Annotated in this window: 15 protein-coding genes and 1 pseudogene; 8 read left to right on the plus strand and 8 right to left on the minus strand. The window is 46.6% G+C overall.

Translation table 11 applies throughout. The annotated features are described in order from the left end of the window. Positions 1–237 (plus strand): annotated as a pseudogene (locus L5M28_RS15350) (IS4 family transposase); the annotation flags it as partial. Between the two features lie 61 nt (positions 238–298). On the opposite strand, the gene nadA reads toward L5M28_RS15350, so the two are convergent. The 5 genes from nadA to astE form a co-directional block, all read right to left on the minus strand. Next, on the minus strand, positions 299–1,381 hold the full coding sequence (nadA, locus tag L5M28_RS15355) for a quinolinate synthase NadA (protein ID WP_028759980.1): 1,083 nt from the start codon (positions 1,379–1,381) through the stop codon (positions 299–301). 132 nt (positions 1,382–1,513) lie between these two features. Further along, the gene (locus L5M28_RS15360) at positions 1,514–3,136 is read right to left on the minus strand and encodes a dihydrolipoyllysine-residue acetyltransferase (protein ID WP_263195819.1); all 1,623 of its coding nucleotides are present in this window, start codon (positions 3,134–3,136) and stop codon (positions 1,514–1,516) included. A 9-nt stretch (positions 3,137–3,145) separates the two neighbouring features. Further along, positions 3,146–4,123 carry an alpha-ketoacid dehydrogenase subunit beta gene (locus L5M28_RS15365; RefSeq protein WP_006081587.1) on the minus strand — a complete coding sequence of 326 codons (978 nt, stop codon included), beginning with the start codon at positions 4,121–4,123 and terminating at the stop codon, positions 3,146–3,148. 3 nt (positions 4,124–4,126) lie between these two features. Then, positions 4,127–5,305: a thiamine pyrophosphate-dependent dehydrogenase E1 component subunit alpha gene (locus L5M28_RS15370; protein WP_113939702.1), complete on the minus strand. Its 1,179-nt coding sequence runs from the start codon at positions 5,303–5,305 to the stop codon at positions 4,127–4,129. 162 nt (positions 5,306–5,467) lie between these two features. Then, a complete protein-coding gene (astE, locus tag L5M28_RS15375; protein ID WP_263203781.1) occupies positions 5,468–6,502 on the minus strand; it encodes a succinylglutamate desuccinylase in 1,035 nt (344 codons plus the stop codon). Between the two features lie 330 nt (positions 6,503–6,832). Here astE and msrA point away from each other — a divergent pair, with 330 nt between their 5' ends. Beyond that, positions 6,833–7,312, plus strand: a complete 480-nt coding sequence (msrA, locus tag L5M28_RS15380) for a peptide-methionine (S)-S-oxide reductase MsrA (RefSeq protein ID WP_263203782.1) — start codon at positions 6,833–6,835, stop codon at positions 7,310–7,312. 116 nt (positions 7,313–7,428) lie between these two features. Here msrA and pgm read toward each other — a convergent pair whose 3' ends face one another. Continuing rightward, on the minus strand, positions 7,429–9,081 hold the full coding sequence (gene pgm / locus L5M28_RS15385) for a phosphoglucomutase (alpha-D-glucose-1,6-bisphosphate-dependent) (protein WP_263203784.1): 1,653 nt from the start codon (positions 9,079–9,081) through the stop codon (positions 7,429–7,431). Positions 9,082–9,154: 73 nt separating this feature from the next. After that, entirely contained in the window at positions 9,155–9,697 is a 543-nt protein-coding gene (seqA, locus tag L5M28_RS15390; RefSeq protein ID WP_173244937.1) for a replication initiation negative regulator SeqA, read from the minus strand. 298 nt (positions 9,698–9,995) lie between these two features. Between seqA and L5M28_RS15395 the strand changes: the two genes are divergently transcribed. From L5M28_RS15395 to efp, 6 genes are all read left to right on the plus strand, one after another. Next, the gene (locus L5M28_RS15395) at positions 9,996–10,772 is read left to right on the plus strand and encodes an alpha/beta fold hydrolase (RefSeq protein ID WP_173496693.1); all 777 of its coding nucleotides are present in this window, start codon (positions 9,996–9,998) and stop codon (positions 10,770–10,772) included. 101 nt (positions 10,773–10,873) lie between these two features. Then, positions 10,874–11,095 (plus strand): DUF2788 domain-containing protein, encoded by a 222-nt coding sequence (locus tag L5M28_RS15400; protein ID WP_006081578.1) that lies wholly within the window; start codon positions 10,874–10,876, stop codon positions 11,093–11,095. A 10-nt stretch (positions 11,096–11,105) separates the two neighbouring features. After that, a complete protein-coding gene (gene ybfE / locus L5M28_RS15405; RefSeq protein WP_006081577.1) occupies positions 11,106–11,378 on the plus strand; it encodes a LexA regulated protein in 273 nt (90 codons plus the stop codon). A gap of 54 nt (positions 11,379–11,432) precedes the next feature. Further along, complete coding sequence (gene fldA, locus L5M28_RS15410) at positions 11,433–11,960, plus strand: flavodoxin FldA (RefSeq protein ID WP_006081576.1); 528 nt, start codon at positions 11,433–11,435, stop codon at positions 11,958–11,960. An 86-nt stretch (positions 11,961–12,046) separates the two neighbouring features. Continuing rightward, positions 12,047–13,228 carry an elongation factor P maturation arginine rhamnosyltransferase EarP gene (earP, locus tag L5M28_RS15415; RefSeq protein ID WP_028759989.1) on the plus strand — a complete coding sequence of 394 codons (1,182 nt, stop codon included), beginning with the start codon at positions 12,047–12,049 and terminating at the stop codon, positions 13,226–13,228. Between the two features lie 45 nt (positions 13,229–13,273). Then, on the plus strand, positions 13,274–13,834 hold the full coding sequence (efp, locus tag L5M28_RS15420) for an elongation factor P (protein ID WP_105252465.1): 561 nt from the start codon (positions 13,274–13,276) through the stop codon (positions 13,832–13,834). A gap of 132 nt (positions 13,835–13,966) precedes the next feature. Here efp and L5M28_RS15425 read toward each other — a convergent pair whose 3' ends face one another. Next, positions 13,967–15,301: a glutamine synthetase family protein gene (locus L5M28_RS15425; RefSeq protein ID WP_263203786.1), complete on the minus strand. Its 1,335-nt coding sequence runs from the start codon at positions 15,299–15,301 to the stop codon at positions 13,967–13,969. Positions 15,302–15,416 lie beyond the last annotated feature (115 nt).

The following is a 15,416-nucleotide window of genomic DNA, read 5'->3' on the forward strand; positions in this document are numbered from 1 at the left end:
AGCCTGTTAAGCCCATTGGCCTGGAAGTTGTTATGGCTAAAGACGGAAAAAAGCCAACCGCCCGAACAAGTCCCCAGTGTGCATTGGGCTTATCTAAGATTAGGAAAACTCGCGGGCTGGAATGACAGCAAACGAAGCGGAATTGTGGGCTGGGAAAGGTTATGGCAAGGATGGTTTAAACTGCAAACCATCCTTGAAGGTTACCAGCTAGCCTTGTCTCTTGAGCAAAAGATGTGATCAAGAGACAGACTCTATGGCGGGGATTTTTATTAGGCTGAAGAAAAGCTAAATAATGGGCTTAGGCATTACCCTTCACTTTCATATTCAGTGTCTTGGCAAAATCCAGCATACGCGTCAGTGGGATCAGCGCTTTAACTCTTAAGTCTTCATCCACAAAAATCTCATGGGTGGTTTTATCGCTGTCGGCGAGTGACGCTTCAATGGCCTGCAAACCGTTCATCGCCATCCAAGGACAGTGGGCACAGCTCTTACAGGTTGCGCCATTTCCGCCGGTTGGCGCTTCGATTAAAATTTTACCTGGCGCCGCCTGCTGCATTTTATAGAAAATACCGCGATCGGTTGCCACGATAAAACGCTCATTCGGCATGGTCTGCGCAGCTTTGATCAGCTGACTGGTCGAGCCAACAGCATCGGCCATCGCCACCACACTGGCTGGCGACTCAGGATGCACAAGAATCGCCGCATCTGGGTAAACGCTTTTCATATCGCGCAGCGCATTAGATTTAAACTCGTCATGAACGATACAATCGCCCTGCCACATCAACATGTCGGCGCCCGTCTGTTTGGCAATATAGCTGCCTAAATGACGGTCTGGTCCCCAAATGATCTTTTTGCCTTCGCTGTCTAAGTGCTCAACGATTTCGAGAGCAATGCTTGAGGTCACCACCCAATCGGCGCGCGCTTTAACCGCAGCCGAGGTATTGGCGTAAACCACCACAGTATGATCTGGGTGCGCGTCGCAGAAAGCGCTGAACTTATCAATCGGACAACCTAAATCCAATGAACAGGTCGCTTCAAGGGTCGGCATTAAAATGGTTTTTTCAGGGCTCAAAATCTTGGCGGTTTCGCCCATAAACTTGACCCCAGCAACGATTAAGGTTTTTGCTGGGTGATCGCGGCCAAAGCGCGCCATTTCTAAGGAGTCTGAAACGCAGCCGCCAGTCTCTTCGGCAAGGGCTTGGATTTCAGGATCGGTATAATAGTGGGCAACCAGAACGGCATCTTTTTCAATGAGCAGTTGCTTGATACGCGCCTTGTAATCGGCTTTTTGCGCATCGGACAAAGGCACTGGTTTAGGCGGAAACGGGTAATCAATGGTTTCTATTGTTGGAGCAAATGGGCTGGGGGCTAACTGACTCATAACACATCCATCAGGATAACTACGTTCGGGAATTATACGTAATCTGGATCAAAAGATTAACCCATTTGTGCAAAGCAAATAAAAAAGGACGCTTTTAGCGTCCTTTTAGCGTCAGTTATTCGTGCCAGCGGCTTAGCGCATCGCTAATAACATCTCTTGAGGCTGCTCAAGATACTGTTTCCACAGATTACAGAAGCGAGCAATCGTACCGCCATCGATCACTCTATGGTCACCTGACCAGCTCACTTGCATGATTTGGCGAGCTTCGACTTCCCCTTTCGCGTTAAAGCGCGGTAGGGTTTGCAACTTACCTAAGGCCACAATCGCCACCTCAGGTTTGTTGATAATAGGCGTCGCCACTGTGCCACCTAAGGCGCCAATGTTAGAAATAGATATAGTGCCGTCTTTCAGATCCGCTGGCGCCACGCGGCCGCTACGGGCTGCTTGGGTCAGGCGGGTGATTTCTGAGGCCACTTCTAAAATGCTCTTGTCCTGCACATCTTTGATGTTGGGCACCAAGAGACCGACTTTAGAATCCACCGCCATGCCGATATTGTGACGCGCCTTATAAGTCAGTTCAGTGCAATCCGCATTCACTTGACTGTTCATCACAGGGAACTGACTTAACGCGAGCGACATCGACTTCATGAAGAAAGGCATCATGGTCAGCTTCACTTCATCTGACGAATACTTCACTTTCATGCTTTCACGCAGTGCAACTAAGTCTGTTAAATCAAACTCTTCGCAATAGGTAAAGTGCGGAATGCTCGATACAGATTCCACCATCATGCGTGCCATCACAGCTTTTACGCCGCGAATCGGCTCAACCGTGTCAGCGCGTTGAGTCACTGTAGATGTTGGAACTTGGGTTTGAGATGTTTGAGTCGCTTGAACTGGCGCCTCTTTTACCTGAGCCACACTTGGAGCAGAAACATTGCTTGCGCCTTGTTGGAAGCGATTGATATCTTCCTTATACACACGGCCATGCTTTCCTGTACCAGGTACTTGGCTCAAATCGATATCTAACGACCGCGCCATACGGCGAACTGCGGGGCTCGCTAAGGCTTTACCTTGACGAGCAGGTTCTGCATTCACAGCCTGCGCTGCAGGTGCCGCATTGGCCACAGTATCTGTATTTGTTGTCGCCGCAGGTGCAGAAGCCGCCTGTTCAACTTCAATGGCAAATAAAGGCGCATGCACTTTGGCAAGCTGACCTTTGCGATAATGCAGTTTGGCTATTTTACCCGCTTTAATGGCAGGAATTTGCACCAACGCTTTATCTGTCATCACGTCGGCAATCGGTTGATCTTCCTCAACCCAATCACCTTCACTCACCAACCATTCAACTAGCTCACATTCAACAATGCCTTCGCCGATATCAGGTAGTAAGAATTCTTCAATGCTGACAGATGAACGGGATGACGTATCAGCAGTTGTTGCCGTCACAGGCTCAGCAGCCTTTGCGATTGTCGCAGCAGGTTCAGCCGTAACAGATTCGCCTGCGATTTCAACGGCATCTTCAATTTTTACGGCATAGAGCGGCGCATGCACTTTCGCAATATCGCCTTTGGCGTAATACAGCTTAGTGACTACGCCCGCAAAAGGCGCAGGGATTTGCACTAAGGCTTTGTCTGTCATGACATCGGCAATCGGCTGATCTTCAACGACGGTGTCGCCTTCTTTGACCAACCATTCAACCAACTCACACTCCACAACACCTTCGCCAATATCCGGCAAAATAAAATCTTTAATCATACCGGACTCCTAGAAGGTCACTGATGCTTTGATGGCTTCAAACGTTTTGAATGCATCTGGCATGTATTCTTTTTCATGAATGAGTGGGTACGGGGTATCTAAACCACAAACGCGGCTGATGGGCGACTCTAGATACAAGAAGCATTCTTGCTGAATCGTCGCCGCTATCTCACCAGCAAAACCACCGGTTAATGGCGCTTCATGGTTAACCAGCAAACGTCCGGTCTTTTTGACTGAATCGGCAACGGTATCGATATCCCAGGGTGACAAGGTGCGTAAATCAATAATTTCGCAGGAGATCCCTTCTTTAGCGGCCATGTCGGCGGCTTTTTCAAGGATTTCCATTTGCGCGCCCCACGCCACTAAGGTGATGTCTTTACCTTCGCGAACCACTTCAGCCTTACCCAGTTCAATTTCATAATCGCCCGCGGGCACTTCGCCAACCGATGCACGATATAAACGCTTAGGCTCAAAGAAGATCACCGGGTTTTTGTCACGGATTGACGCCAACAGCAGTCCTTTGGCTTGTTCAGGGTTGCGTGGCACCACCACTTTTAACCCCGGCGTCTGGGTAAAATAGGCTTCAGGTGATTGTGAGTGATAATGGCCGCCCGCGATACCGCCGCCATAGGGCGTACGGAACACTAATCCACCGACATCGAACTCATTACCGCTGCGGTAACGGAACTTAGCCGACTCGTTGACGATTTGATCAAACGCCGGAAAGATATAATCGGCGAATTGAATTTCAGCCACGGCGGTCATGCCATTTGAGGCTAAACCATTGGCAAAACCGGCAATACCTTGCTCTGTCAGCGGCGTATTAAAGCAGCGATCGCGCCCGAATTTTTCTTGAAGACCGGAGGTGGCGCGAAATACCCCGCCAAAGTGGCCCACATCTTCACCAAAAACCACCATGCGTTCATCGGCTTGCATGGCAATCGACAAGGCCTCATTGACGGCCTGTAACATATTCATTTCAGCCACGGCTTATAGTCTCCCTGCACTTTTTGGATAGGCTTGCGGATATTTCTTGATATGTTCTTTAAGCTCGGCGAGTTGCTTTTTCAGCACTGGCGTCGGCTTGTCGTACACATCTTCAATAATTTCATCCAGCATAGGCACAGGAATTTTTTCAGCCACTTTTACCGCAGCCAATACTTCTTCACGATATTTCTCATGCAGTTTCACATCATCCGCTTCAGCCAACCAACCTTTGTTGATAAGCCATAATTTGAAGCGTTTAACCGGATCGTGTTGCTGCCACTTGGCTTCTTCATCTTTCGAGCGATAACCTGAGGGATCGTCTGAAGAAGAGTGCGCGCCGAGACGGTAAGTCATGGCTTCAATCAGCACAGGCGCATTATGCTCAATCGCATAGGCGCGGGCTTGCTGAGTTGCGGCTAACACGGCCAACATGTCATTACCATCAACACGAATGGTGTGCATGCCATAACCGACACCACGGCTGGCAATACCGTTACCGGCAAACTGCTCTTCGGTGGGCGTTGAAATGGCGTAGCCATTGTTACGACAGAAGAAAATCACTGGGCATTTCAGTACCGCGGCCATGTTTAGACCAGCATGAAAATCCCCTTCCGATGCAGCGCCTTCGCCAAAATAACAAACCGCGACTTTGCGCTTACCTTGCATTTTTAAGCTGTAGCCCACACCAGTTGCCTGCGGGATTTGCGTGGCTAACGGTGAGGAAATCGTTTGATAATGCAATGCCGCACTGCCGTAATGGATTGGCATTTGTCGACCTTTACCAAGATCTTTCTCGTTACTGAACATCTGATTCATAAACTGTTCAGTGGTAAAGCCGCGATAACGCAACGCCGCATGCTCACGATATTGCGCGAGGATAACGTCTTCTTGATCGAGTGCGGCCACACTGCCGACAATCGCCGCTTCTTCACCCGTACAGGTCATGTAGAAGCTGATGCGTCCTTGACGCTGGGCGCCAAGCATACGTTCATCAAGTACCCGAGTGAATACACAGGTATCGTAAATTTTAGTGGCTAAGGTTTCATCTATCACAGGCAAAACCGCGGTTTCATAAGTGGTGCCGTCGGCTTGTAGAATTCGAAGGATAGGAATGTGTAGCGATGCCTTATCCAAGAAGCCGACACGGTGCACTGTATCAGTGTTGAGTGTTGCTTTGCTCATATTGTGCTCTTGTTATCTCATTACGCATCAAAGCGTTTTGATGCGTCTGTTTATACGAATATGCCCGACGAACATTACGTTAACGTAAACTACCTATCAACCATCGGCATAGCTCAAACCACAAGTTATCCCTGCCACGCATGTATATATTGCTTTACAAGCCTAACGCACGTCCGCATTCACCGCAGGGATCAGGCAAATCACAGTGCGATTGCCAATAGGCACTTTGGCATTAGGGAACACGACAGACTCAAACTCGTGCTCCACTTTAATTTCTTGCCCACCTTCCCGCGCTAAAACAAAGCCCTTCGGGAAAGCTCTGAAGTTTTCGACATCTGTTGCGAAGGTAAATTCAAAATCATCGAAATGTTTATTGATGACGCGGCACACTTGGTACAAGTTAACCTTATCGGCATCAAATGCATCCAGCTCCAACGACTTAGCGGTGATCAAGCGCATGAACATTTCATGGGTGGCGATAAAACGCGTCATGTCGTTCTGCCCCATGGGATACACTTTGCCAAGCTCAATGGTAAAGGCATCGGCGCCGTAGCATTCAGAGGAAAAATAGCTGAAGGTCGTGGTCGGTTCGTGGTGGAAAAGTACTGTATCGACGCCGCTTGCGGCTAAAAACATAATTTGCTCGCCGCTAAAGGCGCGCCCTGGACGATAGGGATAGATAGCGAACTTTTCATGCTTCGAGGCGCGCATCGCCGTGTGCAAATCATAATGGATGCGCTGACGTCCATCGGCAACCGCAGTATAAAAACGATCGACATAGGCTTCGAGTTTTTTCGCGCGTACTCGCTCAGGGTTCACTAACCCTGGTGGATTGGAATGCTCACCACTAAATAGACGATTCATGTTTTCGTCAATAATCCGCGTGCCGTTATTAATCGCTAATGGGTTACCAATGAGAAATAAAGTGCGCTGTTTTGCGATGATCTTTTGCTGTAGAAGTTGTTTAATTAAGCTATTGCAGAGTTCAATGGGCGCGGTCTCGTTACCGTGAACACCGCAGGAAAGCACAATATCTTTTCCTTCATTCTGTATTGGTTCGAAAACAATAACACCGGTATCCCATACTTCCACTTGAGTATGATCGCCTAAGTTAAATGAAAATTCGCCATCGAACTGTTCAGGATGGGCTAAGGTGAGCGCTAAAAAATCCTTTGAATCTAACAGAGCTTGTAACACAGAATTCTCCTTATAATGATGTGTAACAGTATTGGCGCAATAGCATAAGTACAGGCAGTAATAACCACTTAAGCATTTTTCTCACCGCGGTTAGTCTCACTCGCACCTAAAAAACGGCTTCAATACTAACACATGTTTTTAGTGCTGTTCTCAGACATTTATTACCGTAGGACCCAGTTTTAAACGGAATGACATTCAACTAAGCTGTTTGTTAAATTATCAGGACATTCCCTAAGAATTTCCCATGATAAATATTCCAGCTTGAGGCTTGCTTTTGCACTCAAGTTTTATCACAATCCTTAGCCATCTAGACTTCTATTGGATTTAATTATGGCGTTAGCAACCTTTGGTGCCGGCTGTTTCTGGGGCGTAGAGTATTTTTTTAGACAAGTGAACGGCGTATCGAATGCCACCTGCGGCTATATGGGCGGCAATAATAGCGCGGCGACCTATGAAGAAGTCAAAAAAGGCAAAACGGGCCATGCCGAAGTGGTGCAAGTGGAATTCGATCCTGCCCTTGTCAGTTATGAAGACTTGCTCGATGTATTTTGGAAAAACCACAATCCAACGAGTCTGAACATGCAAGGCGGAGATATTGGCACTCAATATCGCAGCACCATTTTCTTCCACGACCGTGAGCAAAAAGCGGCCGCCGAAGCCTCAAAGTTAGCTTTTGCCCGCTCGGGGCGTTGGGGATTACGCCATATCGTCACAGAAATAGTGCCACTGCAACAGTTCCATGTGGCTGAGGAATATCACCAAAATTACATCGATAAGAATAACTTACCGAGTTGTCATATCGAGTACTAAATACGGTCAAATTAGTATTAGATCAACTACTCACAGCTGAATTAGACACAAACAAAAACGCACTCAAATCTGAGTGCGTTTTTTATTTTGAGACGTTAGCTAAACCTACTACTGCATTAAGCGTTTAGCGCCTTATCAATTAATGCCTGCGCATCTTTGATGATCTCAGCCAAATGCTGCTCACTGATAAAACTTTCGCCGTAGATTTTAAATAACGCTTCAGTGCCCGATGGACGCGCCGCAAACCACCCATTAGCTGTGGTAACTTTGATGCCGCCAATCGCCGCATTATTGCCTGGCGCATGGGTTAACACGTTTTCGATTGTCTCACCTGCAAGCACAGTGGCATTTAAGGTATCGGCATTGAGCAAAGCAAACTTGGCTTTGTTTTCAAGACTGATTGGGCTATCGATACGCTTATAGAAACTTTGGCCAAATTGTTTTACTAACTCTTGGTGACGCTGACCTGGGGTTTTACCTGTCACCGCAAGAATTTCTGCCGCAAGTAACCCTAGAATAAAACCGTCTTTATCCGTACACCAAGTAGAGCCATCACGGCGTAAAAATGCCGCGCCAGCACTCTCTTCACCGCCAAAGGCGATTGTGGCTTCGGCTAAACCGTCGACAAACCACTTAAAGCCCACTGGCACTTCGAGTAACGTTTTGCCGTGGAAAGCACAGATTTTATCGATAAGCGCACTCGATACTAAGGTTTTACCTATGGCTAAGGTATCGCTCCAATCTGGTCTGTGTGTCAGTAAATAATCAATAGCGACCGCAAGATAATGATTCGGATCCATCAAACCCGTACCAGGGCAAACTATGCCGTGACGGTCATAATCGGGATCATTACCAAGGCATAAATCAAAGGATTCTTTATGGGCGAGTAACCCGGCCATCGCGTAGGGAGATGAGCAATCCATGCGGATTTTGCCGTCTTTATCCAGCGGCATAAAGCTAAAGCTTGGATCAACCTTATCATTGACTAAGGTGATATCGAGCCCATAACGCGCGGCAATCGGTGCCCAATAGAAAATCCCTGAACCACCGAGCGGGTCAACGCCGATACGCAGCTTAGCGTTGGCAATCGCCTGCATGTCGATAACATTTTCTAAATCAGCCACATAGGGCGTGATCAAATCAATGGCGTTGACATAGCCTGATGCCAGCGCTTTGGCATACGCTAATTTTTGCACGCCAGCTAACGCTTGGCGCAAGTAATCATTGGCCCGCGATTCAATCCAAGCCGTGATATTACCTTCGGCCGGTCCACCATGGGGTGGATTGTACTTGATGCCACCGTCCTGAGGAGGATTATGGGAAGGCGTAATGATCAAACCATCGGACAATGCCGCACCCGTAATATTGGCTTCGCGATTGGCGCAAATCACCCCATGGGAAACCACTGGCGTTGGCGTAAATCCGTCGTTCTGTTGGATTTTCACTGTGACTTTATTTGCCGCCAGCACTTCAATGGCCGACAAATAGGCCGCATAGGATAACGCATGGGTGTCAATCCCAAGGAACAGCGGCCCATCGATATTTGCCGATTGACGGTAGTCCACTACAGCTTGGGTAATCGCCCAAATGTGTTGTTGGTTAAAACTGCCATTGAAGGCGCAGCCTCTGTGCCCAGAAGTGCCAAAGGTGACGCGTTGTTGTACGTCATCCATATTTGGCGTGATGCTGTAATAATGGCTCATCAGTTTTGGAATATTGACCAGATCCGTCTGATTAGCGATTTGTCCTGCCCTTTGATGTATTGCCACCTATGGCTCTCCTGCACTCAATTACAATTAGAAAAAGTAGAAAAATGTCGTACTAACTTGGCTCATCCGCGGATTAAACGCGCTCGGAGATACCCGCTGCTACTGTCGCATCACAACCAAATTGCACTAAAACTTCCGATAAAATAGTGCGTTTCTTGGCGGTATTGTTGTTACTCGTTACCCAGAAACCACTTGTACCAATTTCTTTTGGGTTAGCCGAAGCACTCGCTTCGAGCAGTTGCTCCTTAGAGCGAGCAAAATACAAACGATCGCGCCCTTGGATCTGCAAAATTTGTGAGAATTGCTCTGGGGCTAATTGATACAAACTTTCGAGCAAAAACAGAAAACGACCTACTGCGCCTTTTTGCTGCGATAACTGATGTTCATCGACTAAGCGACTAAAATCATTCACTGCTGGCACTGTTTGCGCCGCGATTGGCTGAATAGGTTCAGCTTCAAGGCTCGGTTGGCTAATCGCCAAAGGCTGGGGTTGTTCGACCGCATCGACGGACAGGCCGAGTAATCGACGAAGAATGTCAGAGGCGCTCTCACCAATACGTTCTGTTTTGCTGGCAATATGACGATAGAGCTCTTCATCTACTTCGATATATTTCATAACCTTAATTATCCTTTGTTATTCGACAGGCTTAACCGAAAAAAGTTTACCACAGCGATCGGGGCAGATCATTGCGATCTGTTACCAGTGTATCTATCTCTATCAATCTGATAAAGCGCCATTATTCTAAAAGTGCGGGAAATAGCACAGCAAACTAGCAGTTAATCGACAATTGCCGAAAAAGCACACAAGTTACTGGCCGCCCCCACTATAGAAATGGCAACTGACTTGTCAAGCCAACGGCATTAAGGGCACAATTCGCGTCACGCTAAGCTAAAAATCTCCAACAGGAATCACCATGAACTTTGTTTCCACAGGCCAAGGACCCGCAGTGCTCTTGATCCACGGCTTGTTCGGTAATCTAGATAACCTCAAAGGTCTAGGGCAAGTATTAGAAAATCAGTATCAAGTTATTCGTGTCGATGTGCCCAATCATGGTTTAAGTGAGCATTGGGATCAAATGGACTACCCTCGTCTGGCCACTGCAATGATCAGCTTGCTCGACGAACTGGCTATTGAACGCGCCCATATTGTGGGTCACTCCATGGGGGGTAAAATCGCCATGGCGACGGCGTTAGCCTTTCCAGAGCGCATTATCAGTATGGTGGCAGCCGATATCGCCCCCGTCGCCTATGAGCCAAGACACGACACAGTGTTTGCGGCATTAGAAAGCCTGCCCTTAGAAGGCCATACCGACAGACGCTTTGCCCTAAACCATTTAATTGACAATGGTATTGACGAAGCAACGGCACAATTTTTACTCAAAAATCTACAACGCACGGATACTGGCTTTCGTTGGAAAATGAACTTAAGTGGCCTAAAGGCTTGTTATCCTAATATTATTGGCTGGCAAAATCAGACACTAAATCCAGTACAAAGCTATGCTGGACCAAGTCTGTTTATTCGCGGCGGCGACTCAAATTATGTCACTAGCGAGCACAGAAGCGCTATCATGGCGCAATTCCCCGCGGCACAGGCAAAAACACTTGAAGGATGTGGTCATTGGTTGCATGCGCAAAAACCCGTCATTTTTAACCGGATCGTGTCTGAATTTATTGACAAACATTCAATGTAAATCAGCAGCAAACTCGACCGAAAGCATATGGCAGCCACCATCTTGTTGTGATATATTCGCGCCTCTTTTGGCCTTAGAACACTCTCAAGGACTAAGAAAGTATGTTATCTCAGTACATGGAACAAATTGAAACCATCGGCCTGAACCTGTTTTTTGCCTCGATATTTTTCTTTATCGGCATGGCCATCCACGATGTGCTTAAACAAGGTAACGTGCCAAAATTTGGTCGATTTATTGTTTGGTTAGTGTTATTTCTCGGCTGCGCCGGGTTTATTGTAAAAGGTATTATCCAGATCACTTGGGAAGGCTCAGGGATCGGTTAACAATAAGAACATGGCAAAAGAAGCGACAGACAGAACCACTATTGACCTTTTTGCCAACGAAAAGCGCCGGGGCCGACCACGTAGCAATCCTTTGTCCCGTAGCCAACAGCTTAAGGTCAACAAACGCAATCAAATCCAGCGCGATAAAGCCAACGGATTAAAGCGAATAGAGTTAAAGGTGTCACAAGATTTGTATGACGCCTTGAATGAGCAGGCATTGGCCAGTAACATCAGCCGTAGCCAGTTAATCGAATTAATTCTTCAGCAACAAGTTGAGTGCTGAACGAGTACCAGCAAGATTAACCTAATAAGTGAACTAGACATTAAAGGATAGACAATGGCAACTGTAGGTCTTTTTTTCGGTAGCGACACAGGTAACACCGAAGCTGTAGCCAAGATGATCCAGAAAAAACTGGGTAAAAAAATGGTTGAGGTGAAAGATATCGCCAAAAGTACCAAAGAACAGATTGCAGAGTATGACTTGCTGCTGTTCGGCATCCCGACCTGGTATTACGGTGAAGCGCAATGTGACTGGGATGATTTCTTCCCTGAATTAGAGCAAATTGATTTTACTGACAAACTTGTCGCTATTTTTGGTTGTGGTGATCAAGAAGATTACGCTGAGTACTTCCTTGATGCCATGGGCATGGTTGGCGATATTGTTCAGGCCCGTGGTGGTATCATCATCGGCCATTGGCCAACTGCAAGCTACAATTTTGAAGCCTCTAAAGGTCAAGTCGATGACGACCACTTTATTGGTTTAGGTATCGATGAAGATCGCCAGCCAGAGCTGACTGAAGAACGTGTTGATGCTTGGGTTAAGCAAATTTACGAAGAAATGTGTTTAGCTGAATTAGAAGATTAATTCTGTTAACCATTTGATTAAAGCGGCTTTAACGCCGCTTTTTTTATGCATATATTTCTGACTAAGAATAACGACATACCACACTCATGAGCAACACACCTCGCTCCAATCATTGGGATATTTTTTGCACCGTCGTTGATAACTATGGCGATATTGGCGTCACTTGGCGTTTAGCCAAACAAATAGCCAATGAGTATCAGATCCCCGTTAATTTGTGGGTCGACGACCTCGCAAGCTTCTCGCATATCTTACCGACACTCGATCCACTAAAAGCCACTCAAACCTTCAATGGTGTGAATATTATTCATTGGAAAGAGCCTTTACCTATAGAGTTTGTCGCAGGAGCAGTGCTCATCGAAGCCTTTGCCTGTGAACTCCCCGAACAGGTAAAAGAGCAGCTGGCTTATTTACATCAGAACGCCCCAAAATCTGTACCTGTTTGGCTGAATTTAGAGTATTTAAGCGCAGAGGATTGGGTTGAAGGCTGCCATGGTTTGCCATCGTTACAAGCCAATGGTTTGAAAAAGTATTTCTACTTTCCCGGTTTTAGCGCCAAAACGGGTGGACTCATTTGCGAGCAAAATTTGTTTGCAGAGCGTGATGCTTGGCAAGCTGATACTGCCAATAAATTGCAGCTTTTTACTGATCTAGGTCTTAAGGACATTCAGGCACAAGACACAGTGATTAGCGTTTTTAGCTATGAGACCGAGGCGCTACCCGCATTATGTGAGTTATGGCAGCAATCGGTAGAAAAAATCCATGCGCTGCTCCCAAAGGGGCGTAGCTTAAACAGTCTGACACATTTACTGCCCTGTGAGATTGCCGATCTAGTGCCGGGTCAACAGATAAATCATGGTAATTTAACCCTGCACATTTTACCTATGACAGACCAACAGGGGTTTGATCGCCTGCTCTGGAGCTGTGATTTTAATATCGTGCGCGGTGAAGATTCCTTTTTACGTGCCCAATGGGCCGCAAAACCCTTCATTTGGCACATTTATCCCCAAGAAGATGATTATCACCTCGTAAAATTAGAAGCTTTTCTCAAACTTTACTGCGATAATCTGCCACCTAAAATTGCTTGTTATTGGTCTGAATTGAATCTCGCGTTCAACCAAGCACAGCAATCAGCCGTGAGCCTTCACTGGCAAAACCTTAATCCTGTTAATTTGCCCTTGTTGCATCACCATGCTAAACAATGGCCAATTAATGCATTAAATGCTGCAGATCTCGCTACTCGACTAGTTCAGTTCGTTAAAAACAGCTAAGATACTGCGCGAAAACAGAAAAATCTAAATATAGGAAATAGTGTAATGAAAACTGCTCATGAAATCCGTCCTGGTAACGTGATCATGTTAGATGGCAGCCCATGGGTTGTGCAGAAAACTGAAACAACTCGTTCTGGCCGTAACGCTGCTATCGTTAAGTTAAAGTTGAAAAACTTACTGCTTAACTCTGGTACTGAAACGACTTTCAAAGGTGAAGATAAGTTAGAAGACATCATCTTAGATCGTCTTGACTGCACATATTCTTACTTTGCAGATCCTATGTTTGTATTCATGGATGCAGAATACAACCAATACGACGTAGAAGCTGAAAACCTAGGTGATGCAGCGGCTTATATCGTTGATGGTATGGAAGAAACTTGCCAAGTGACTTTCTATGATGGCAAAGCTATCTCTGTTGAAATGCCAACCACTATCGTACGTGAAGTGATCTACACTGAGCCTTCAGCTCGTGGCGATACTTCAGGTAAAGTGATGAAGCCAGCGACTATCACTGGCGGTGGCACAGTGAGTGTTGCTGACTTCGTGAAAGTAGGCGACAAAATTGAAATCGACACTCGTACTGGTGAATTCAAGAAGCGCGTTTAATCGCCCTTCTCGTTTCCAGACACAGAAAAGCCAGTGCTTGCACTGGCTTTTTTGTTGCTGTTTTTTTAGTGATGTGTCGAGTCACTCAAGGGAATAGGTGTTATCCAGCAAAATCCCCTCATTAAATAAGCGTTAGCATTGCGGCCCTAAGAAACGTCGCTCCCAAGCCCCTATCTCACTCAAATAACTTTGGAATTCAATTTCCTTCACCGATACAAAGCCAGTGACAAAATCGTCCCCGAGTAAGCGTCGTGCCGAATCACTTTGGCGCATTTGCGTTAACGCAGCTAAAAATGTCTGCGCTAGGTCATGGCTGCTATCGTAGGCGCTCCCTGTTTCTGGTGCACTTGGCGATAATTTTTCTTCCATTCCGGCAAGGCCCGCAGCCAAAGATGCGGCAATCATCAGGTACGGATTAGCATCGGCGCCCGCAATACGATTCTCTACCCGTCTCGCTACAGGAGCACTTAATGGCACACGTAAGCCAGTGGTGCGATTATCAACGCCCCAACTTAAATTAATCGGCGCTTGACTGCCGGAAATATAACGTCTAAATGAATTGATATTGGGTGCGAATAACAACATTAAATCAGGTAGATACTTTTGTAATCCGCCGATGTAGTGGTGAAAACGGTCAGTGTCGCTACCATCAGCATGGCTGAAAATATTATTACCTTTATCATCGATGACACTTTGATGTAAATGCATAGAACTGCCGGGTTGACCCGCTATGGGTTTCGCCATAAATATCGCATTCAAGCCATGTTTTATGGCGATTTCTTTCGCCGCGTATTTGAACATAAAGGCTTGATCCGCTAAGGCCAGCGGATCGCCATGCACTAAGTTAATTTCATATTGCGATAGCCCCATCTCGTGGATCCAAGTATCACCTTTAATCCCAATCACATCGATGGCGGCATTAAACTCATCCCAAAATGGCGCGAGTTCATTGAGCATATTCATGCTAAACGCAGATTGACCATTTTCAGCTCGGCCACTTTTTGAAATGGGTGCCTGATACGGCACACTCGGATCGGTATTGGCTTCAGTCAGATAAAACTCAATCTCAGGGGCCACCACGGGCGTTAACCCAAGGGCTTGGTAACGGGCCAACACATTTTTTAACATAGAGCGCGGCGCAAATGGACATAAATTGCCATCCAGTAATACGCAGTCATGGATGGCAAATGCGCGCGGCACTGTGCTCCATGGGATCATCTTGAGAGTGCTGTAATCGGGGACGAGTAAAAGATCAGGATCAGCATCAGGGAAAACAGGATCGTAAGAATACTCACCGGTAATCGCTTGCATCGAAATCGCTTGGGCAATACGTAATTCAGCACCCTGAGCAAAACTTCGGGCTGGCATAAGCTTTCCCCTTGGATAGCCTGAAATATCAGGGAATAAACATTCGACATCACGTATTGTGCCGTGCTCGAAAAACGCAGTAAGAAGAGTTGAGTCCATTTGATTCGTTTGCCACTAATGTTGAAAATAATGCCCTGAAGGATGCAAAGTATAATCAGGCTTTGATTTGAAAAGCTACATGGCGACGATGAAATATGTAAAATATAAATGACAA

Origin of the sequence: Shewanella sp. SW32 (genome assembly GCF_025653365.1) — a bacterium.
Lineage (GTDB): Bacteria > Pseudomonadota > Gammaproteobacteria > Enterobacterales > Shewanellaceae > Shewanella > Shewanella oncorhynchi.